The following is a 19,876-nucleotide window of genomic DNA, read 5'->3' as shown; positions in this document are numbered from 1 at the left end:
TTTGCCGCGATGGCCTTGAAAGGCCCCCGGCGGGCTCCATCTCTGTCCTGCTCCCGACCTGTCGGGCTTTTTCACGCGCAATGCTGGCAGTCACCCTGGGTGAGTGCTAAAATCGCCAGACTTTTTCAGACCAATCAATAACTTAAGAGGTCTCTCATGAGCATCAAGCCGCTGCACGACCGCGTTGTGGTCAAGCCGATCGAAGCCGACGAAATCTCCGCCGGTGGCATCGTCATTCCGGATTCGGCCAAGGAAAAGTCCACCAAGGGTGAAGTCGTGGCCGTCGGCCCGGGCAAGCCGCTGGACAACGGCAGCGTGCGCGCGCCGTCGCTGAAGGTCGGCGACAAGGTCATCTACGGCCAGTACGCCGGCAGCTCGTACAAGAGCGAAGGCGTCGAGTACAAGGTCCTGCGCGAAGACGACGTGCTCGCCGTCATCGGCTGAGCCCCGCCGCGACCTGCTGCATCCCCTGATTCCAAACACCCAGCCGCCGGGCATGGCCCGGCGCTACCAATGAGGTAACTGCAATGGCTGCCAAGGATATTCGTTTCGGTGAAGACGCCCGTTCGCGCATGGTGCGCGGCGTCAACGTTCTCGCCAATGCCGTCAAGGCCACCCTGGGCCCGAAGGGCCGCAACGTCGTGCTGGAAAAGAGCTTCGGCGCCCCGACCATCACCAAGGACGGCGTCTCCGTCGCCAAGGAAATCGAACTGGCTGACAAGTTCGAGAACATGGGCGCGCAGATGGTGAAGGAAGTCGCTTCGCGCACCAACGACGACGCTGGCGACGGCACCACCACCGCCACCGTGCTGGCCCAGGCCCTGATCCGCGAAGGTGCCAAGGCTGTTGCCGCCGGCATGAACCCGATGGACCTGAAGCGCGGTATCGACAAGGCCGTCGTGGCCGCCGTTGCCGAGCTGAAGAACATCTCCAAGCCCACCGCTGACGACAAGGCCATCGCCCAGGTCGGCACCATCTCGGCCAACTCGGACGAGTCGATCGGCCAGATCATCGCTGATGCGATGAAGGAAGTCGGCAAGGAAGGCGTGATCACCGTTGAAGAAGGCTCGGGCCTGGACAACGAGCTGGACGTGGTCAAGGGCATGCAGTTCGACCGCGGCTACCTGTCCCCGTACTTCATCAACAACCAGCAGTCGCAGACCGCTGACCTGGATGACCCGTTCATCCTGCTGCACGACAAGAAGATCTCCAACGTGCGTGACCTGCTGCCGGTGCTGGAAGGCGTCGCCAAGGCCGGCAAGCCGCTGCTGATCGTGGCCGAAGAAGTCGAAGGCGAAGCGCTGGCCACCCTGGTGGTCAACACCATCCGTGGCATCGTCAAGGTCGTGGCCGTGAAGGCTCCGGGCTTCGGCGACCGTCGCAAGGCGATGCTGGAAGACATGGCCGTGCTGACCGGCGGCACCGTGATTTCCGAAGAAGTGGGCTTGTCGCTGGAAAAGGCCACCATCAAGGACCTGGGCCGCGCCAAGAAGGTGCAGGTTTCCAAGGAAAACACCACCATCATCGACGGCGTGGGCGACAAGGCCAACGTTGATGCACGCGTGGGCCAGATCAAGACCCAGATCCAGGACACCTCCTCCGATTACGATCGCGAGAAGCTGCAGGAACGCGTGGCCAAGCTGGCCGGCGGCGTTGCCGTGATCAAGGTCGGTGCCTCGACCGAAATCGAAATGAAGGAAAAGAAGGATCGCGTCGACGACGCCCTGCACGCTACCCGTGCAGCCGTTGAAGAAGGCGTGGTTCCGGGCGGCGGCGTGGCCCTGGTCCGTGCGGTCACCGCGCTGGCTGGCCTGAAGGGTGCCAACGAAGACCAGAACCACGGCATCCAGATCGCCCTGCGCGCGATGGAAGCCCCGCTGCGCGAAATCGTCTCCAACGCCGGTGAAGAGCCGTCGGTCATCATCAACAAGGTCAAGGAAGGCAGCGGCAGCTTCGGCTACAACGCCGCCACCGGTGAGTTCGGCGACATGCTGCAGTTCGGCATCCTGGACCCGACCAAGGTGACCCGTTCGGCGCTGCAGAACGCTGCTTCGATCGCTGGCCTGATGATCACCACCGAAGCCATGGTTGCCGAAGCTCCGAAGAAGGACGAGCCGGCCATGGGCGGCGCCGGTGGCATGGGCGGCATGGGTGGCATGGGCGGCATGGACTTCTAAGTCCACGTCTTCCCGATGCAATGAAAAACCCCGCCGCAAGGCGGGGTTTTTTTGTGGGTCCACGGCCTGCGTGGATGCGCGCACGCAAGCAGGTTCGCGCCGGCCGGTTTCATGCTGCACGCTGCCTTGCCGCCGCAACCTGCCGGCACTAGCCTCCGCGCATGCCTACTTCGTTCCTCGTCGTCGACGACTTTCTTTCCCCGTCCGATGCGCAGGGCCTGCGCCGTGCCGGCCTGGGCCTGGACTACCCCGAGCAGGATGGCGCGTTCCCGGGCCGCAATTCGCTGCAGCGCCTGGAAATGCAGGGGCTGGCCGGTGCCGCCTCGCGCCTGCTGAACGAGCCGCTGCGGCCGGTACAGCCGCTGCAGTCGCATGGGAAATTCCGCCTGACCCTGGCCAACGACGTGGGTCGGGCGCGGGTGCATACCGACCATTCGCACTGGTCGGGCATCCTCTATCTCAGCGCGCCCGAACATTGCCAGGGCGGCACCGAGTTTTTCCGCCACCGCCGCACCAACACCGACCGCCTGGCACTGAACCCGGCCGAGCTGGCCGCACTGGGCTACGCCGATGGCGCGGCCATGCACCGCGACATCATCGAGCGCGACAGCAACGATGAAAGCGCCTGGGAACCGACCATGACCATTCCCATGCGTTTCAACCGCCTGGTGCTGCTGCGCCCGTGGTTCTGGCACACCGCCGGGCCTGCCTTCGGCGACTGCGCGGAGAACGGGCGCCTGGTCTACCTGATGTTCTTCGAACAGGCCGGTTGAGGCCACGCTCATCCGGCGTGGCGCCGATCTACTTCACGAACGCCTTCGACGCACCGTATTCCCACTGCCAGGGCACGCCGGTGTCGCCCAGTACGAATGCCACCAATGCAGGGAAGGTGGCTTCGGCTCGTACATCGTTGCCCAGGACCACCACGCAGCGCTGGCGCTGTTCAAGGCAGACCAGCGTATTGCCGACGGCATCATCGTGGCCGCCCTTGTAGAAGCCCGGCCCCTGCGGGCCCCGGAAGGTCACCACGCCCAGGCCGGCCGCCAGATCGCTGCGCTGCTGCGCTGCGGGTAGCTCCGGCTGCAGCGTGGGGAACTGGCTGGCGGTGGTGATCGGCAGCTGCGGGCGCACCAGCTCCCTGCGCATCGCCGTCGACAGACCCTCGCCGCGCACGTAGCCGGCGGCGAACTGGGCCATGTCGTTGATGGTGGTGTCCATCGACCCGGCCGCACGCACGCGGCTGCGCTCATCGTGCGGTTCGGCGCTGCCCTGCTGGGTCCAGCCATCGGCCAGGTTGCCGGCAAAATCGTCGCGCCACATCATGCTGGTGCGTGGCATGCCGAAGCGGTCGAATACGCGCTGCTGCATCAGCGTGCCCACGTCCAGGCCCGGGCGCCCGCGCTCGAGCACGAACTGCAGCAGGATCAACCCCTCGCCGGAGTAGCCATAGCGGCTGCCGGGATCGAAGTGGAACTTCAAGCGGCCGTCAGGTTCTAGGAAAGCGAAGTTGGCAAATCCGCTGGCATGGTTCAGCAGCAGGCGCGGTGTCAGCTGGCGCCAGCGTGGGTCGTCGGCCAACACGGTGTAGTCGGCGTACTTACGTGTTTCGGCAGGGTAGTCCGGCAGCGGCTTGTCCAATGCCGTGGCAATGCTGGCATCCAGATCGATCACCTTCTGTTGCGCCAACTGAGCCACCAGATGGCCGAAGGCCATCTTGGTCAGCGATGCCGCATACATCACGGTGTCGGTGCGCAGCGGCTCTCCGGCGGCGTTGCGTTCGCCATAGGCGGCCACGTGCACCACCTTGCCGCCATCAATGACCGCCACGGCCATGCCGCGTGCATGCGCGGCCCGCATCAGGCGCTGGGCTTCGGCGTCGATGCGCTCCGGCGTTGGAACCGGCAGAGCGGGCGCAGCCCATCCGGCCAGTGGCAGCAGCGTCAGCAACAGCAGGAAAACACGGCACATGCGCGGAACTCCTGATGGGACCGGGCGATCCTACCCCCGCCCGGCGGCGCCGTCATCGCCCACCGTCATCCCTGCGTAGGCCGCCGCAGGCAGATCCGCTCGGCGCCGGCACTGATATCCACCTGGCCGCCCTGCATCACGTCCGCGCCCAGGATCACCGCCGGGCGCTGGTCCAGGCCGATGGCGCGGAACACGGGCAGTTCGCTGATGCGCACTTCCACCGCGGGGTGCTGCCAGCCCGTACTGGCCAGCGCCGGCAGGGTGTACAGCCACGTGGGCGTCGGCTTGCCGCCCAGCCCTTCGCTGCCCTTGCTGCGCGCCCGCACGCGCGCATCGCGGCCATCGGTGCGCAGGCCCAGGGCGCTGGCCGCCGCGTTGTTGAGGATGGTCTGCGCGGCACCGGTGTCGACCACGCCGATGGCCTGCACACCGTCTTCGCCCAGGCGCAGGGTGACGAAGCCGAAGCCCTTCAGCACGCCACTGCGATCGGGAAGGGCGTTGTCCTGGCAGAACGCATCGGGCGTCGGCAGCGACCGGGCCGGCCACAGCAGCAGGCGCGACTGGTCGAAATCCCAGCGCGTATCGAAGGCTGCGGTGATGTCCTGGCCGATGATGCCGTGCAACGGTGCGCTGTCTGCCGACGAAAGGCTGGCCAGGTCGGCCTGCAGTGCGGTCACCTGCAGCTGCAGGCTGCCCAGCGCCATCGCCACGCGGCGCGTGCTGCGCAGGGCCAGACCGCCGGCACTGGCGCCCTGCGCATCATGATCGCGCGCGTTCGCGTCCTGCAGCCCGAAGCGCTGCACCACGGCGGTATCCAGCAGGGTCGCGCTGGCGGCGCTGTCCACCACCAGGTACAGCCGTTCGTCGCGGCCGTCCAGCGTGCCCAGCACGGTGGGGTGGCTGGCCTGCATCGTCATCGGCAGGCTGTGCAGGGCAGGGGGCTCGGCCAGGGCAGGCAGGGCAGTGAGCAGCAGTGGGAGCAGGGCCAGGCGCATCGGTGAATTCCTCGGGAACGTGTGGCCATTTCGCCGCAGGCGCGTGTTGCCGGTATGTCGCTGCTGATACCGGGCCGATACACAGCGCCGTCATACTGGCTGCATGAATGCTACCGCCACCCTTTTCGTCGTGGATGATGATGCCAGCATCCGCGATGCCATCGCCGACCACCTGCTGCTGCACGGCTACCGCGTGCGCGTGGCGGCCGATGCGGCGGCCATGGACATGCTGCTGCAGGCCGAACGCCCCGACGCCATCATCCTGGATTGGATGATGCCGGGCGAAGACGGCCTGTCCGTGTGCCGCCGGCTGCAGTCGCGGGCCATTCCGATCCTGATGCTGTCGGCGATGGGCAGTGCGCCCGACCGCGTGATCGGGCTGGAGATGGGCGCCGACGACTACCTGGCCAAGCCATTCGATCCGCGCGAACTGTTGGCCCGCGTGCGCGCGCTGTTGCGCCGGCAGGACAAGCTGCGCGCACAGACCCCCATCGAGCTGCGCTTTGCTGGCTGGCGCCTGCTGCCCGAGCAGCGCCGCCTGCTGGCACCAGACGGCGCCGAGGTCGTGCTCAGCCGCGGCGAATTTTCCTTGCTGCAGGCGCTGGCCGAACGGCCCGGCCGCGTGCTGGACCGCGAGCAGTTGATGCAGCTCACCCGCGGCGATGACAGCGACAGCGTTGACCGCGCCGTCGATCTGGCCATCAGTCGCCTGCGTCGCAAACTGGCCCAGGCCGCCGGCGATGCCGAAGGGTTGGTGCAGACCCTGCGCGGTGAGGGCTATCGCTTCGGTGCGACGGTGCAACGGCTGTGAGACCGCGTTGGAGCACAGCACGCTGGATCGCCCTGCTGGCGCTCAGCAGCCTGCTGCTGGCCACTGCGGTCAGCATGGCGGTGGTCGGCTGGTTGCCGCGCCCGGCGGCGCCACAGATGCGGCTGGACCAGGCCATGCAGGTGCTGCGCGGCGAGCGCGCGGCCGACAGCGTAGGCCTGCGCGTGGACGTGCGCGAACTCGCCCCATCCGGTACCGGCCATGCGCGCCTGCAGGCACTGGCAGTGGACGGCCTGCATCAGCCGGCACAGCAGGTGCGCCTGGTCTGGGCAGGCAACAACCGGCCGCCGGATGTCCATGTGGTGGCCGCCGGCGGCGAGCAGGGGCGCGATGGCGATGCCGCCGTGCTGCGGGCCGCGCAGCAGGTGCTGGCCACTCTGCCCTGGCCGCCGTTCGAACTGGCCGTGCAGCAGGCCGATGGGCGCTGGCGCGTGGTCAGCAGCGCCTACAGCGATCTGGCGGCGTGGCGCAGGCAGGTACTGCTGGCCCTGCTTGGCGGCACCGTGCTGCTGGCACCGCTGGCCGCCTGGGCGGCGGTGCGGCTGGGCCGTCCGCTGCGTCGGCTGGCCGAGGCCAGCGCCACGCTGGACCTGCACGCGCAGACGCCGCTGCCCGACGATGGGCCGCGCGAAGTGCAGATGCTGGCCATCGCGCTGGATGCGGGGCGCACCCGCCTGCGTGAGCAGGCGCAGCAGATGACCCGCATGCTGGCCGCGGTGGCACACGACCTGCGCACGCCGCTGACCGGCCTGCGCCTGCGCGCCGACTTCGCACCGCCCGCACAAGCCGAACGCATGGTGGCCGACATTGAGCGCATGAACGCCATGATCGAACAGGTGCTGGACTACGCCCGCGGCGAGTTGCAGCCATCGCAGCTGCAGCGGATGGACATCGCGCCGCTGCTGGACGACTGCGTGCAGGCGGCGCGGCTGCGTGGTGTCGACTTGGAGGCGGTGCTGCCTGCCACCCTGCCGTGCCTGGCCGACGCCCTGTTGCTGCACCGCGCGCTGGACAACCTGATCGACAATGCCAGCCGCTATGCGGGCGCGGTGGAGCTGCGTGCCGTGCAGCGTGACGATGGGCTGCAATTGGACGTGATGGATCGCGGCCCTGGCATTGCTGCGGCAGATCGCGAGCGCCTGCTGCAGCCCTTCCAGCGCAGCGAAAGCTCGCGCAGCCGCGCCACCGGCGGCACCGGCCTGGGCCTGGCCGTGGCGGCCAATGCCGCCCGCCATCACGGCGGTTCCCTGCAGCTGCTGGACCGCGAAGGCGGCGGCCTGATCGCCCGCCTGCACCTGCCCCGGTAGCGTCAACTGCTCTTGCTCCTGCCGTTCGTAGAGTCGAGCTTGCTCGACTGCTCTTGCTCCTGCCGTTCGTAGAGTCGAGCTTACTTGACTGCTGTTTGCTCCTGCTGTTCGTAGAGTCGAGCTTGCTCGACTGCTGTTTGCTCCTGCCGTTCATAGAGTCGAGCAAGCTCGACTCTACCGCCAGGTATTGCATCACCCGTTCTTTCATAAATATCATTAGGCGCCTAACCATATGGATAAAAACGGTGCTGGAAGCCAAACACATCGCGCTGATAGAAGAAGCCACCCGCCGCGGCCACGCCAACCTGGCCCAGCTGCGCCTGTGCTTCCAGCTGCTCTCCGTATCCGCCGCGATCGACCGCGACTGCGCCACGCGACTGGCCCCGCATGGGCTCAGCGAAGGACGCTTCATCGTGCTGTTCCTGCTGCACGGCGCCGGCGGCACGTTGCCGCCGCATGAACTGGCCGAACGCGCCGGGGTCAGCCGCGCCACCATCAGTGGCCTGTTGGACGGGTTGCAGCGCGAGGGGCTGCTGCAGCGACGCAACGACGCCGAAGACGGGCGCCGCCTGCAGATCGTGCTGACCGCGCGCGGCAAGCGCCTGGCCGAAGACCTGTTCAACCAGCACACGCAATGGATAGGCGGTCTGTTCGATGGCCTGGATGGCGCGGAGCAGGTGCAGCTTTCGCGGTTGCTGGCCAAGGTCTGGCAGCACACCGACAGCGGCCGCACGTCCCTGCCATGAGCACAGCGATCAATCCCACGCGGCAGCGTGAGTTGGATGCCGGCGCCGCGGCCAGTACGCACCTGGCCGAATGCCTCGCGGTGGATTTCGCGGCACTGCTGCGCGCCGTTGCGGCTGTTCCGGAACACGCGCTGCAGCGCATGCACGATGCCGCCAGCAAGGGCATCACCCAGCGCATGGCGCTGGCCGCAGTGCTGCTGCGCGACGCCGGGCAGGGCGCAGCCGCGCACTGGCAGTCGCATCCCTCGGACACCGTGCGCGGATGGGCTTGCTACCTGATTGGCAGTGATCACACGCTCACCTTGCCCAACAAGCTGCAGGCCATGCGCCCGCTGGCCGATGACCCGCATTTTGGCGTGCGCGAATGGGCATGGCTGGCGGTGCGTGCGGATCTGGTCGCGGCCCCGTTGCAGGCGCTGCAGCTGTTGTTGCCGTGGACCCGGGAAGCCTCGCCCTACCTGCGCCGCTATGCCTGCGAAGCACTGCGCCCACGCGGGGTGTGGGCCACGCATATCGCGGTCTTCAAACAGGAACCAGAGCACGCGCTGCCGTTGCTGGAAGCACTGGCCAACGATCCCGAACGCTACGTGCAGGACTCAGTAGGCAACTGGCTGAACGACGCCGGCAAGACCCAGCCGCACTGGCTGCGCGCACTGTGCGACCGCTGGCAGCGCGAGCACGACAGTGCCGCCAACGCCTACATCCGCACCCGCGCCCAACGCTCCCTCACGAAGTCGTAGCGTCGAGCTTGCTCGACCGCTGTTGCTCCCGCTTTTCGTAGAGTCGAGCTTGCTCGACTGCTCTTGCGCCTGCGTTGGTAGAGTCGAGCTTGCTCGACTGCTCTTGCTCCTGCCGTTCGTAGAGTCGAGCTTGCTCGACTGCTGTACGTCTCAGTCGAGCAAGCTCGACTCTACCAGCCCCGCCCGGACCATCGCGGCACATGCGCATGTCATCGATTCCGGGTAAACATGGGTATTGCCCATGTCCACCCGCAGGGAAGTCGATCATGCAGAGCAAGCTCCAGGTCACGCTGTACGGAACCCTTGGCGACAGCCCGGCGTTGCAGTTGCCGGGCGTGGAGGGTCCGTCGGTGGCCATCCTGGAATCGACCCTGCGGCGTCTGGTGTCCGATCTCTACACGGCACGCTCGCTGCTCAATCCGGAACAACTGGATGAAGCCCGGTTGGAGCTGGACCGCGTGGTGGAGCGCTGGGTGGATATCCACGAAGGCCTGCTGCTGGACTTGGAAGTACACGGCAAGCGGTAGTGCCAGCGCGGCTGAACCGCAGCCCCAGTTGCGAATGAAACAGTTGGCACCCGCCAAAACCCTGTGTTATCAATACATCCCATGAACGCAGCCCACGCCAACTTTTATTGGTATTACTTTCCGAAGCCCCCGGCGGAGGAAGGACTGCGCTCACCCTGAAGAAACCTTCAGACGCATTCCCGAAAGCCGCCAGCGAACCTGGCGGCTTTTTTCTTGTCGCCACGCTGCGGACCCCCACCTTCCGTAGAGACCCCCCGCCATGCCCCCGCACACCGACGACCTGCGTATCCGCACCATCGAACCGCTCACACCGCCTGCCCAGCTGCTGGCGATGCTGCCCTGCGACGATGAAGCGTCCGACACCGTCAGCGCCTCGCGCGCGGCCCTGCACCAGATCCTGCACGGCCGTGACGACCGCCTGGCCGTGGTGGTCGGCCCGTGCTCGATCCACGATCCGCACGCGGCCATCGAGTACGCCCAGCGCCTGAAGCCCCTGCGCGATGCGCTGGCCGGCGAACTGGAAATCGTCATGCGCGTGTACTTCGAGAAGCCGCGCACCACGGTGGGCTGGAAGGGCCTGATCAACGACCCGGACCTGGATGGCAGCTTCAAGATCGACAAGGGCCTGCGCATCGCCCGCGGCCTGCTGCGCGACATCAACAAGCTGGGCCTGCCGGCCGGCGTCGAGTTCCTCGATGTGATCTCGCCGCAGTACATCGCCGATCTGGTCGCCTGGGGCGCCATCGGCGCACGCACCACCGAAAGCCAGGTGCACCGCGAACTGGCCTCGGGTCTGTCCTGCCCGGTGGGCTTCAAGAACGGCACCGACGGCAATGTGAAAATTGCGGCCGATGCGGTGGGCGCGGCGTCGAACCCGCATCACTTCCTGTCGGTCACCAAGCAGGGCGGCACGGCCATCGTGTCCACCACCGGCAACCCGGATTGCCATGTGATCCTGCGTGGCGGCAAGCAGCCGAACTACGATGCGGCCAGCGTGGGCGAGGCCTGCCAGGCGCTGGCCAAGGCCAAGCTGCCGACCCGTCTGATGATCGATGCCAGCCACGCCAACAGCCTGAAGAATCCGGACAACCAGCCGAAGGTGATCGAAGACATCGCCACCCAGCTGGAAGACGGCGAGCAGCGCATTGTCGGGGTGATGGTGGAAAGCCACCTGGTCGGCGGCCGCCAGGAACTGGTGGAAGGCCAGCCGCTGGTCTACGGCCAGAGCATCACCGATGGCTGCATTGATTGGGACACCACCGTGCAGGTGCTGGAGCGCTTGGCCACTGCCGTGCGCGCCCGCCGTGAAGTGAAGGTGTCCGAAGCCGCTTGAATGCGGCACGTGTGTGGATGGCGGCCAGCGCCTGCGGGGGTGCGGCCGCGATCAGGGTCGGTCGGAGTTGGAGACCGACCCGTCCGCACCGGCGATGCGCCTGGCGCTGCGTAAGTGCGACAGCGCCAGGTACATCGCCGGGGTGGTGATATCGCTCTTCTGTAGAGTCGAGCAAGCTCGACTCTACCCAGCCGGCCGGGCCCCAGTAGATCCACGCCATGCGTGGATGAAATCCCGGCCACGCTCGTGACGGCAGCAACCTCTCCTGTGCTTGGCCCAGCGCGACCCGCAATCACGGCACCCCAGGCTCCGTCTGTGTTCTGTCAGGTATGGCACGAACAGCCTTTCGTCTGTTCCTGCCACGCCTCAGGGTTGTGCGCAGAAGAAGTCGCCACATCGTGGCGACAGGGGCGATGGACCCGCCATGGGCTTGACGAAACTTATCATGGTGATAAATTGAGGCCGGTGTTTTGGCGGGTCGATCCCGTGCAATTGCCGCAGCCTCAGGATTTCGGCCGGGGTCGGCGGGCAATCGGCGTGCATGGGCTGCCCCTGATCGACCTGGATGCCTTGCAGGACTGCGTGCGCACCGGTGGTTTGCAGCCTGATGACGTCTGGATCGCCACCCACAAGGCGCAAAGGGATCTGGACAACCTGCGCTGGACGCTGGCTGACCTCCTGGATTGCCTGATGTGCGTGCAGGCGCATGACTACAAGGGATCGGAGTGGTGCAGGGATCAAATGGGTACCTGGCATCCATGTGACGCCTACGCCGTCCGCTACGACGATGTGCGCAAGTGCCGGCTCAACCACTCCGACATCAACTACTACCTCAAGTTTTCCGTTGGCCAGAATGGAAGTCTGCGAGTCATCTTCCTCAGTTGCCATCTCTAGATCGCTGTACGTTCCATCGGATCATGCCATGAACACATCCACGTCCCGGCTGTGCCCTGCGTGTCAGCAGGAAATGTTGAGGGCATCCACACGCGAACGGCATTTCAATCCGCGCGGCAATGCCGTGGTGGTGGAATTGCTGGTGATGGAATGTCCATCCTGCGGCGCAACGGCAACCAGCGAAGCACAGCAGGTCGAGAATCTCAGGCGACTTGAGGCACGACGCGAGCACTACCGGGGCTTGTTGCTGGGCGAGGACGTACTTGCATTCCGGCGCCGCTATGGTTTGACCCAACGTGCAGCCGCTTCGTTGTTCGGAAAAGGTGCAATCGCGTTTTCCCGCTACGAGAACGAGACCACCTATCCTGACGACGCCACGACGATGCTGCTCTGGCTTGCCATCGAGAAACCTGAGGTCGTGCGCTGGCTGGCCGAGCGCACGGGCACGGTGGTGCCGCTGCTGGACCCACCGCGCGAAACCGCAGGCAAGCCCGCGCGGCGTGTGGTGCGAAGCCGTCGTGGTGCGCCAGGGGCGCAAGGTGCTTCGATCCACGCAGCGCGTTGATCCACCGACGATGCCGCAGTAGATCCACGCCATGCGTGGATGATTCACCCGACCGCCTTCACCGCCCGCTGCGAATCCTCGCCAACGCCAGGTACATCGCCGGGGTGGTGTACAGGGTCAGCCACTGGCTGACCAGCAACCCGCCCACAATCGCGATGCCCAGCGGCTGCCGCAGTTCCCAGCCCTCGCCATTGGCGAGCATCAGCGGCAGCGTGCCCAGCAGTGCCGCCAGCGAGGTCATCAGGATCGGTCGCAGGCGCAGCCGTGCCGCCTCCATCACCGCATCCTGCGCGCTCAGGCCGCGCCGCTCGCCTGCAAGCGCGAAGTCCACCAGCAGGATCGTGTTCTTCATCACCACGCCGACCAGCAGGAACAACCCGAGCAAGGCGATCAGGTTCAGTTCGTTGCCGAACACCCACAGCGCCAGCAGTGCACCGATACCTGCCGATGGCAGCGTGGACAGGATCACCAACGGTTGCAGGAAACTCTCGTACAGCACGCCCAGCACCAGGTAGACCGCCAGCGTGGCGCCCAGCACCAGCCACAACTGGCGCGAACGCAGGCTATCCAGGCCGCCCGCTTCGCCGGACAGCTTGGCCTGCACCGAACGCGGCAGCATCAACTGCGCCATGGCCGTGTTGATGGCCTGCGTGGCCTGTTCCAGGCCAACCCCCGGTGCCAGCGCGAATTCGATCCAGATCGAGGCGAACTGTTCGCTGTGGTAGATGCGGTCCGGCGCCATGCCATAACGCCAGCTGGCAATGCTGGACAACGGAATGCGCTGGCCGTTGCCGTCGATCACCTGCAGGCGCGCCAGCGTGCCCGGGTCCTGGGTGTGCTTCGGGTCCAGTTCCATCACCACCCGGTACTGGTTCAGGCTGTCATACAGGGTGGCGACCTGGCGCTGGCTGAAAGAGTTGTTGAGCATGTTGGCCACGGTGCGCAGGTCCACGCCGTGGCGTGCGGCCGCTTCGCGGTCGATATCCAGCACCACCTGGCGCATGCCGGCTTCGCCCTGCGCTTCCACGTCCACCAGCTCGGGCAGGGCGCGCAGTGCTGCGGCTACCTTCGGTGCCCACTCGCGCAGCGGCGCCATGTCGGCCGACAGCAGCTGGAATTCGTACTGGCCGCTGCTGCCACCGCCTTCCAGGCGGATGTCCTGGTCTACCCACAGGTACAGGTTGCCGCCGGGAAGCTGCGGCAGGCGCGCACGCAGGCGGTCGATCACTTCCTGGCTGGACACCTTGCGCTCGGCCAGCGGCTTCATCTTGATCATGATGAAGGCGTTGTTGACCCCGTTGCTGCCACCGATGTAGCCGATGATGTCCTCGATGGCCGGGTCGGACAGCAGCAGCGTGCGGTAGGCATCGATCTTCGGCTGCATGGCCTGGAACGAGAGGCCGTCATCGCCGCGCGCGAAGCCACGCAGCTGTGCGGTGTCCTGCTTGGGCACCACGCCCTTGGGCACCTGCTGGAACAGCCACGCGTTGAGCGCGATGACCGCCACGAAGGCCAACAAGGGCCAGCGCAGCTGCCGCAGGCTGGCCTGCAGGGTGCGCAGGTAGGCCTTGCGCACGCGTTCAAACAGCGCGTTGCTGCCGCGCTGCCAGCGCGAGGTGTGCTGCGCATCGTCCACGAACAGGCGCGCGCACAGCATCGGTACCAGGCTCAGCGCCACCACCACCGACACGCCCATCGCCGCCACCAGGGTGAGCGAGAACTCGCGGAACAAGCGTTCCACGAAGTCATCCAGGAACAGGATGGAGACGAATACCACGGCCAGCGCCAGATTCATCGACAGCAGGGTGGCACCCACTTCCGAGGCGCCGCGCACGGCGGCCTGCCAGCGGTCGGCGCCCAGTTCGCGGTGGCGCGCGATGTTTTCCAGTACCACGATGGCATCGTCCACCACCAGCACCGCGGCCACGATCAGCGCCATCAGCGAAAGCGTGTTGAGCGAGAACCCCATCAGCGCGATCAGCGCCAAGGTGCCGAACAGCACCACCGGAATGGCCACGCTGGGCACCAGTGCGGCACGCCAGTGGCCCAGGAAGGCCAGTACCACCAGCACCACCAGCACGATGGCCAGCACCAGGGTCAGCTCGGCTTCGTGCAGGGTGGCGCGGATCACCGGCGAGCGGTCCATCACCAGGCGCATGTCCACGTGGCTGGGCAGCAGTGCGTGCAGCTGCGGCAGCTGCGCCTGGATGGCATCGACGGTGGCGATGATGTTGGCGCCGGGCTGGCGGCTGACGATCAGCAGCACGGCCGGGCGTTCATTGTGGAAACCGCTGGCGTAGCGGTCTTCCACCCCATCGGCAACCACCGCCACATCGCCCAGCCGCAGCGTGCGGTCATCGCTGACCTTCAGCGCCAGTTGCTGGTACTGCGCGGCCTGGCGCAGCTGCAGCGGCGCTTCCAGCTGCCACTGCTGGCGGTCATCGCCCACCGCGCCCAGCGGGCGCACGGCATTGGCACGGGCGATGGCCTGGGCCACGTCCTCCAGCGCCAGGCCGGCATGGTTCAGTGCATTCGGGTCCAGTGATACGCGCACCGCGGGCAACGCGCTGCCGCCCACCTGCACTTCGCCCACGCCCGGTACCTGGGACAGTTTCTGCGCCAGCACGGTGGAGGCCAGGTCGTAGAGCTGGCCCGGCGGCAGTGTGTCCGAGGTCAGCGCCAACGCCAGGATCGGCGCCTGCGAGGGATTCACCTTGCGGTACTGCGGCATGCCCGGCATGCCGCTGGGCAATTGCCCGCGTGCCAGGTTGATCGCCGCTTGCACCTCGCGCGCGGCTTCGTCGATATCGCGGCCGAGTACGAACTTCAGCTCCACCGACGTCTGCCCCTGGGTGCTGGCCGAATCGATGCGCGAGATGCCGGGCAGGCTGCCCAGCGCACGTTCCAGTGGGGTGGCCACGGTGGCGGCCATCGATTCGGGCGAGGCGCCGGGCAGGCTGGCGCTCACTTCAATGGCCGGGTAATCCACCTGCGGCAGCGGCGCCACCGGCAGCAGGCGTAGTGCCAGCAGGCCGGCCAGTACCAGTGCCACGGCCAGCAGGATCGTGGCCACCGGTCGTTGCACGCAGGCCTGGGCCAGGCGCGCGATGGGGCTCATGCGCGCGCCTCGGCAGCGCCGGCGGCGGCCGCCGAGCGACCGCGCTGCAGGCGGTCGAAGGCCAGGTAGATCACCGGCGTAGTGAACAGGGTCAGCACCTGGCTGACCAGCAGGCCGCCCACCATCACCCACCCCAGCGGCTGCCGCAGTTCCGCGCCCGAACCGGTGGCCAGCATCAGCGGTACCGCACCGAACAAGGCGGCCAGCGTGGTCATCAGGATCGGGCGGAAGCGCAGCAGCGCGGCCTGGTGGATTGCCTCGCGCGGGGTCATGCCGCGCGTGCGCTGCGCGTCCAGTGCGAAGTCGATCATCATGATCGCGTTCTTCTTCACCAGGCCGATCAGCAGCACGATGCCGATGATGGCGATCAGGTCCAGGCTGCGCCCGCTCACCCACAGCGCGGCCAACGCTCCGACCGTGGCCGAGGGCAGGGTGGACAGGATGGTGATCGGGTGCACGAAGCTCTCGTAGAGCACGCCCAGCACGATGTACATCACCACCACCGCAGCCAGGATCAGCCACAGCGTGGACGACAGTGAACTGCTGAACGCCGCGGCCGCACCCTGCAGGCGCAGTTCGATGCTGGCCGGCAGCGCGATGGCCGCACGCGCTGCCTGCACCGCGGCAACGCCTTCGCCCAGCGAGGCGCCCGGCGCCAGGTTGAACGACAGCGTGGCCGCCGGGAACTGGCCGACGTGGTTGCGCAGCAGGGCGGCGGGCCCCAGTTCCACCCGCGCCACCGCGCCCAGCGGTACGGTCTGGCCGGCGCTGTTGCGCACGCGCAGGCCGCTGATCGCCTCGGGGCCGGGCTGTCGTGCCGGATCGGCTTCCAGCACCACGCGGTACTGGCTGGCCTGGGTGAAGATGGTGGAAATCTGCCGCTGCCCGTAGGCGTCGTACAGCGCATCGGCCACCGCTTCCACGCTCACGCCCAGGCGTGCGGCGGCATCGCGGTCGATGTTCACCCGTGCCTGCCGGCCCTGCATCTGCAGGTCACTGGCCACATCGCGCAGCGCCGGCTGCTGGCGCAGGGCCTGCAGCAGCTGCGGCGTCCAGGTTTCCAGCGTCTGCTGTTCCGGCGTGGTCAGGGTGAACTGGTACTGGGTGCGGCTGATGCGGTCTTCGATGCCCAGCTCCTGCACCGGTTGCAGGTACAGGGTGATGCCGGGAATCTTCGCCACACGCTGCTGCAGGCGCGCCATCACCACGTCGGCGGCATCGCGGTCGCCGTGCGGCTTCAGTTCGATCAGCAGGCGGCCGGTGTTGAGCGTGGCATTGTTGCCGTCCACGCCGATGTACGAAGACAGGCTGGCCACCGCCGGGTCGGCCTCGATGGCCTCGGCCAGCGCCAGTTGCCGCTCGCGCATGGCCTGGAACGAGATCGCCTGCGGCGCTTCGCTGATGCCCTGCACCAGACCGGCGTCCTGCACCGGGAAGAAGCCCTTGGGCACGGCGAAGTACAGCGCCACGGTCAGCGCCAGCGTGGCCACGGTGGCCAGCAGCATCAGCGGTTGGCGCTGCAGCACCCAGTGCAGCTGGCGGTCGTAGATGGCGATGATGCGGTCGAACACATCGCGCTTGGGGGGGGATGGGGTCGGAGCCCCAAGGGGATCCGACCCCTCAGCCACCGGGGTCAGATCCCCGTGGGGCTCTGACCCCACAGACCCGACCGGGGTCAGATCCCCCTGGGGCTCTGACCCCTTCGCATGCGGCTTCAGGAACCGCGCACACAGCATCGGCGTCAGCGTCAGCGACACCAGCAGCGAAATGCCGATGGCCACCGCCAGCGTCACCGCGAACTCATGAAACAGCGCGCCCACCAGGTCGGCCATGAACAGCAGTGGGATCAGTACTGCGATCAGCGACACGGTCAGTGACACCAGGGTGAAGCCGATCTCGGCGGCGCCCTTCAGCGCGGCTTCCTGCGGGCTTTCGCCTTCTTCCAGGTGGCGGGCGATGTTTTCCAGCATCACGATGGCATCGTCCACCACGAAGCCGGTGGCGATGGTCAGCGCCATCAGGGTCAGGTTGTTGAGCGAGTAGCCGGCCAGCAGCATCACCGCGAAGGTGCCGACCAGCGACAGCGGCACCGCTACGCTGGGAATGAGCGTGGCCGGGCCGTTGCGCAGGAACACCCAGGTGACCAGCACCACCAGGCCGATGGCCAGCACCAGTTCCTTCTGCACGCCGCGTACCGAGGCGCGGATCGATTCGGTGCGGTCGCTCAGCACCTTCATCTGCACACCGGCGGGCAAGGTGGCCTGCAACTGCGGCAGCATCGCGCGCACCTGTTCCACTACGGCTATCACATTGGCGCCGGGCTGGCGCTGCAGGTTCACCAGCACGGCGGGTTCGGTACCACTCCATGCCGCCAGCTGCCGGTTCTCGGCGCCGTCAGTGATGGTGGCCACGTCGCCCAGTCGCAGCGGTGCGCCTTCGCGCCAGGCCAGCACCAGCGCACGGTACTCGTCCGCGCTGCGCATCTGGTCGTTGGCATCGAGCATCACCGCACGGATCGGGCCGTCGAAGCTGCCCTTGGGCAGGTTCACATTGGCGGCCGCAATGGCCGTGCGGATGTGGTCCATGCCCAGCCCATTGGCCGCCAGCGCGGCAGCATTGACCTGGATGCGCACCGCAGGCCGCTGACCGCCAGCCAGGCTGACCAGGCCCACGCCGGGCAGCTGGGCCAGGCGCTGGGCGATGCGGGTGTCGACCAGGTCATGCACCTGCGGCAGCGACAGGCCCTGCGAGGTCACCGCCAGGGTGATGATGGGCGTGTCAGCCGGGTTCACCTTGCGGTACACCGGCGGCACCGGCAGGTCGTCCGGCAGGAAGCTGCCGGCGGCGTTGATGGCCGCCTGCACGTCCTGCTCGGCCACCCCCAGCGACACCTCCAGGCCGAACTGCAGGGTGATGACCGAAGCACCACCGGAGCTGGTCGACGACAGCTGCTTCAGCCCGGGAATCTGCCCGAGCTGGCGTTCAAGCGGCGCGGTGATGGTGCGCGTGGTCAGCTCCGGGCTGGCGCCCGGATACAGCGTGGTGATCTGGATGATCGGGTAGTCCACCTGCGGCAACGCGGCCACCGGCAGCAGCCGATAGGCCAGCACGCCGGACAGCAGCAGGGCCACCATCAGCAGCGTGGTGGCGACCGGGCGCAGGATGAAGGGGCGCGACAGGTTCATGCGCCGGCCTTGGCCGCCTTCGCCTGCGCGGCGGGTTCGGCCACGATCTCCACGGCGGTGCCATCTTCCAGGCCATCGATGCCTTCGATCACCACCTGGTCGCCGGCCTGCAGCCCCGAGCGCACGGCTACGCGGCCATCATCGGCCGGGCCCAGCACCACGGTGCGGCGTTGCGCCTTGTTGTCCTTGTCGACGATGTGCACGTAGTTGCCCTGGCTGCCGAACTGCACAGCGGCATCGGGAATCAGCAGGGCAGGGTGCTCGCCCAGTTGCAGCCGCACATTGACGAACTGGTTCGGGAACAGCCCCTGGTCTGCGTTGTCGAACTGCGCGCGCAGCTTCAACGTGCCGGTGGCGGTGTCGATGCGGTTGTCCACGCTGGACAGCGCGCCGTGCGCCAGCTGCGTGCGTTCTTCGCGGTCCCAGGCTTCCACGGCCAGCGCCGGCTGTGCCTGTACCGCATCCAGCAGCGCCGGCAGTTCCGGTTCGGGCACGGTGAACAGCACGCTGATCGGCGCGGTCTGGGCCAGGGTGACCAGGCCTTCGGCATCGCTGGCCTGCACCAGGTTGCCCACGTCCAGCCGGCGCAGGCCCACGCGGCCGCTTACCGGGGCGATGATGCGGGTGTACTGCAGCTGCAGGCGCGCTTCGTCCACGGCAGCCTGGTCGCTGATGCGGCGGCCCTGCAGCTGGCGCACCTTGCTCTGCTGGTCGCTCAGTTCCTGTGTCGAGACGAAGTGCTGGCGCTGCAGTTCGCGGTAACGCTGCAACTGGCGTTCGGCGTTTTCCAGCTCCGCCAGGTTCTGCTGCTGGGTGCCCTGTGCCTGCGCCAGCTTCACTTCGTACGGGCGCGGGTCGATCTGCGCCAGCAGATCGCCGGCCTTCACCTGCTGGCCTTCCTGGAATTGCAGGCGCATCAGCTCGCCGTCCACGCGGCTGCGCACCACCACGCTGTGCAGCGGAGTGACCGTGCCCACTGCTTTCAGGCGCAGTACCAGCGGCTCGGCGCTGGCCCGGGCCACGCGCACCGGTACCGTCTTGCCGGGGCTGCTGGCGGCTGCGCTTGCATCGGCCCGCGGCCAGGCCCACCAGGCCAGCGCGGCGGCGGCCACGAGCACGGCGGCGATCAGCCACGCGCGACGGAAACGGGGCGGGGTGCTACGGGGCGACTCGACAGCGGACATGGGGCATCCTGCGCCCTGCGCACGCGCAGGGACATGTACGCCCGCTCGCGCATCGTGCGCCGCGGGCAGCGGGGGAGGGGAGTTGTCTGGCGGGGCCGCAGCGCGGCGTGGCTGGATGCCGTCGCGCGTGCGACGGGGCGCCCATGGTAGCGAATCAGCCTGCCGATTGCCGCATGACCAAGGTCATGGCGCTGCGGCGTGGGGCGTGCGGGGCTGCTTGGCGGGGCCTGGATTCGTAGAGTCGAGCTTGCTCGACTGCTTTTGCCGGGAGCAGTCGAGCAGGCTCGACTCTACGAAGCACGGCAGTC

General features: G+C 67.3%; 16 protein-coding genes. 11 read left to right on the top strand and 5 right to left on the bottom strand.

Going from position 1 to position 19,876, the window contains the following annotated elements; genetic code table 11:
- The first annotated feature begins 156 nt into the window (after positions 1 to 156).
- The 3 genes from C1930_RS17925 to C1930_RS17915 all read left to right on the top strand — a co-directional run bounded on the left by C1930_RS17925 (position 157) and on the right by C1930_RS17915 (position 2,950).
- Positions 157 to 444, top strand: a complete 288-nt coding sequence (locus C1930_RS17925) for a co-chaperone GroES (RefSeq protein ID WP_006396661.1) — start codon at positions 157 to 159, stop codon at positions 442 to 444.
- Positions 445 to 527: 83 nt separating this feature from the next.
- Entirely contained in the window at positions 528 to 2,177 is a 1,650-nt protein-coding gene (gene groL / locus C1930_RS17920; RefSeq protein WP_108750286.1) for a chaperonin GroEL, read from the top strand.
- A gap of 161 nt (positions 2,178 to 2,338) precedes the next feature.
- A complete protein-coding gene (locus C1930_RS17915) occupies positions 2,339 to 2,950 on the top strand; it encodes a DUF6445 family protein (RefSeq protein ID WP_108757307.1) in 612 nt (203 codons plus the stop codon).
- A gap of 28 nt (positions 2,951 to 2,978) precedes the next feature.
- Here the strand turns inward: C1930_RS17915 and C1930_RS17910 are convergent, their stop codons facing one another.
- Together C1930_RS17910 and C1930_RS17905 are read right to left on the bottom strand one after the other, a co-directional pair.
- Entirely contained in the window at positions 2,979 to 4,145 is a 1,167-nt protein-coding gene (locus C1930_RS17910) for a serine hydrolase domain-containing protein (RefSeq protein WP_108772326.1), read from the bottom strand.
- 65 nt (positions 4,146 to 4,210) lie between these two features.
- Positions 4,211 to 5,140, bottom strand: a complete 930-nt coding sequence (locus C1930_RS17905; RefSeq protein WP_108772325.1) for a pepsin/retropepsin-like aspartic protease family protein — start codon at positions 5,138 to 5,140, stop codon at positions 4,211 to 4,213.
- 103 nt (positions 5,141 to 5,243) lie between these two features.
- Here C1930_RS17905 and C1930_RS17900 point away from each other — a divergent pair, with 103 nt between their 5' ends.
- The 8 genes from C1930_RS17900 to C1930_RS17860 all read left to right on the top strand — a co-directional run bounded on the left by C1930_RS17900 (position 5,244) and on the right by C1930_RS17860 (position 12,081).
- Positions 5,244 to 5,951, top strand: a complete 708-nt coding sequence (locus C1930_RS17900; protein ID WP_108757304.1) for a response regulator transcription factor — start codon at positions 5,244 to 5,246, stop codon at positions 5,949 to 5,951.
- A gap of 32 nt (positions 5,952 to 5,983) precedes the next feature.
- Positions 5,984 to 7,276, top strand: a complete 1,293-nt coding sequence (locus tag C1930_RS17895) for a HAMP domain-containing sensor histidine kinase (protein ID WP_108772623.1) — start codon at positions 5,984 to 5,986, stop codon at positions 7,274 to 7,276.
- Positions 7,277 to 7,521: 245 nt separating this feature from the next.
- Positions 7,522 to 8,022, top strand: a complete 501-nt coding sequence (locus C1930_RS17890; protein ID WP_108772324.1) for a MarR family transcriptional regulator — start codon at positions 7,522 to 7,524, stop codon at positions 8,020 to 8,022.
- The gene (locus C1930_RS17885) at positions 8,019 to 8,762 is read left to right on the top strand and encodes a DNA alkylation repair protein (RefSeq protein ID WP_108772323.1); all 744 of its coding nucleotides are present in this window, start codon (positions 8,019 to 8,021) and stop codon (positions 8,760 to 8,762) included. Before C1930_RS17890 ends, C1930_RS17885 begins: the two co-directional genes overlap by 4 nt.
- 266 nt (positions 8,763 to 9,028) lie before the next feature.
- Positions 9,029 to 9,289 carry a hypothetical protein gene (locus tag C1930_RS17880; protein WP_108754304.1) on the top strand — a complete coding sequence of 87 codons (261 nt, stop codon included), beginning with the start codon at positions 9,029 to 9,031 and terminating at the stop codon, positions 9,287 to 9,289.
- A gap of 259 nt (positions 9,290 to 9,548) precedes the next feature.
- On the top strand, positions 9,549 to 10,622 hold the full coding sequence (locus tag C1930_RS17875; RefSeq protein WP_108757301.1) for a 3-deoxy-7-phosphoheptulonate synthase: 1,074 nt from the start codon (positions 9,549 to 9,551) through the stop codon (positions 10,620 to 10,622).
- Between the two features lie 486 nt (positions 10,623 to 11,108).
- Positions 11,109 to 11,516 carry a hypothetical protein gene (locus C1930_RS20355; RefSeq protein WP_159093632.1) on the top strand — a complete coding sequence of 136 codons (408 nt, stop codon included), beginning with the start codon at positions 11,109 to 11,111 and terminating at the stop codon, positions 11,514 to 11,516.
- Positions 11,517 to 11,544: 28 nt separating this feature from the next.
- A complete protein-coding gene (locus C1930_RS17860; RefSeq protein ID WP_159093631.1) occupies positions 11,545 to 12,081 on the top strand; it encodes a type II TA system antitoxin MqsA family protein in 537 nt (178 codons plus the stop codon).
- Between the two features lie 58 nt (positions 12,082 to 12,139).
- Here the strand turns inward: C1930_RS17860 and C1930_RS17855 are convergent, their stop codons facing one another.
- From C1930_RS17855 to C1930_RS17845, 3 genes are read right to left on the bottom strand one after another with little or no spacing between them, the layout of a single operon-like run.
- Positions 12,140 to 15,199: an efflux RND transporter permease subunit gene (locus C1930_RS17855; RefSeq protein WP_108772320.1), complete on the bottom strand. Its 3,060-nt coding sequence runs from the start codon at positions 15,197 to 15,199 to the stop codon at positions 12,140 to 12,142.
- A complete protein-coding gene (locus tag C1930_RS17850; protein WP_108772319.1) occupies positions 15,196 to 18,384 on the bottom strand; it encodes an efflux RND transporter permease subunit in 3,189 nt (1,062 codons plus the stop codon). Before C1930_RS17850 ends, C1930_RS17855 begins: the two co-directional genes overlap by 4 nt.
- Positions 18,381 to 19,568, bottom strand: coding sequence for an MdtA/MuxA family multidrug efflux RND transporter periplasmic adaptor subunit (locus tag C1930_RS17845; protein WP_108772318.1), 1,188 nt, complete (start codon positions 19,566 to 19,568; stop codon positions 18,381 to 18,383). Before C1930_RS17845 ends, C1930_RS17850 begins: the two co-directional genes overlap by 4 nt.
- Between the last annotated feature and the right edge of the window lie 308 nt (positions 19,569 to 19,876).

The organism is Stenotrophomonas sp. SAU14A_NAIMI4_8 (assembly GCF_003086695.1).
In the GTDB taxonomy this organism is placed as follows: Bacteria; Pseudomonadota; Gammaproteobacteria; order Xanthomonadales; family Xanthomonadaceae; genus Stenotrophomonas.
This window is presented reverse-complemented; position numbering and strand designations above follow the sequence as displayed.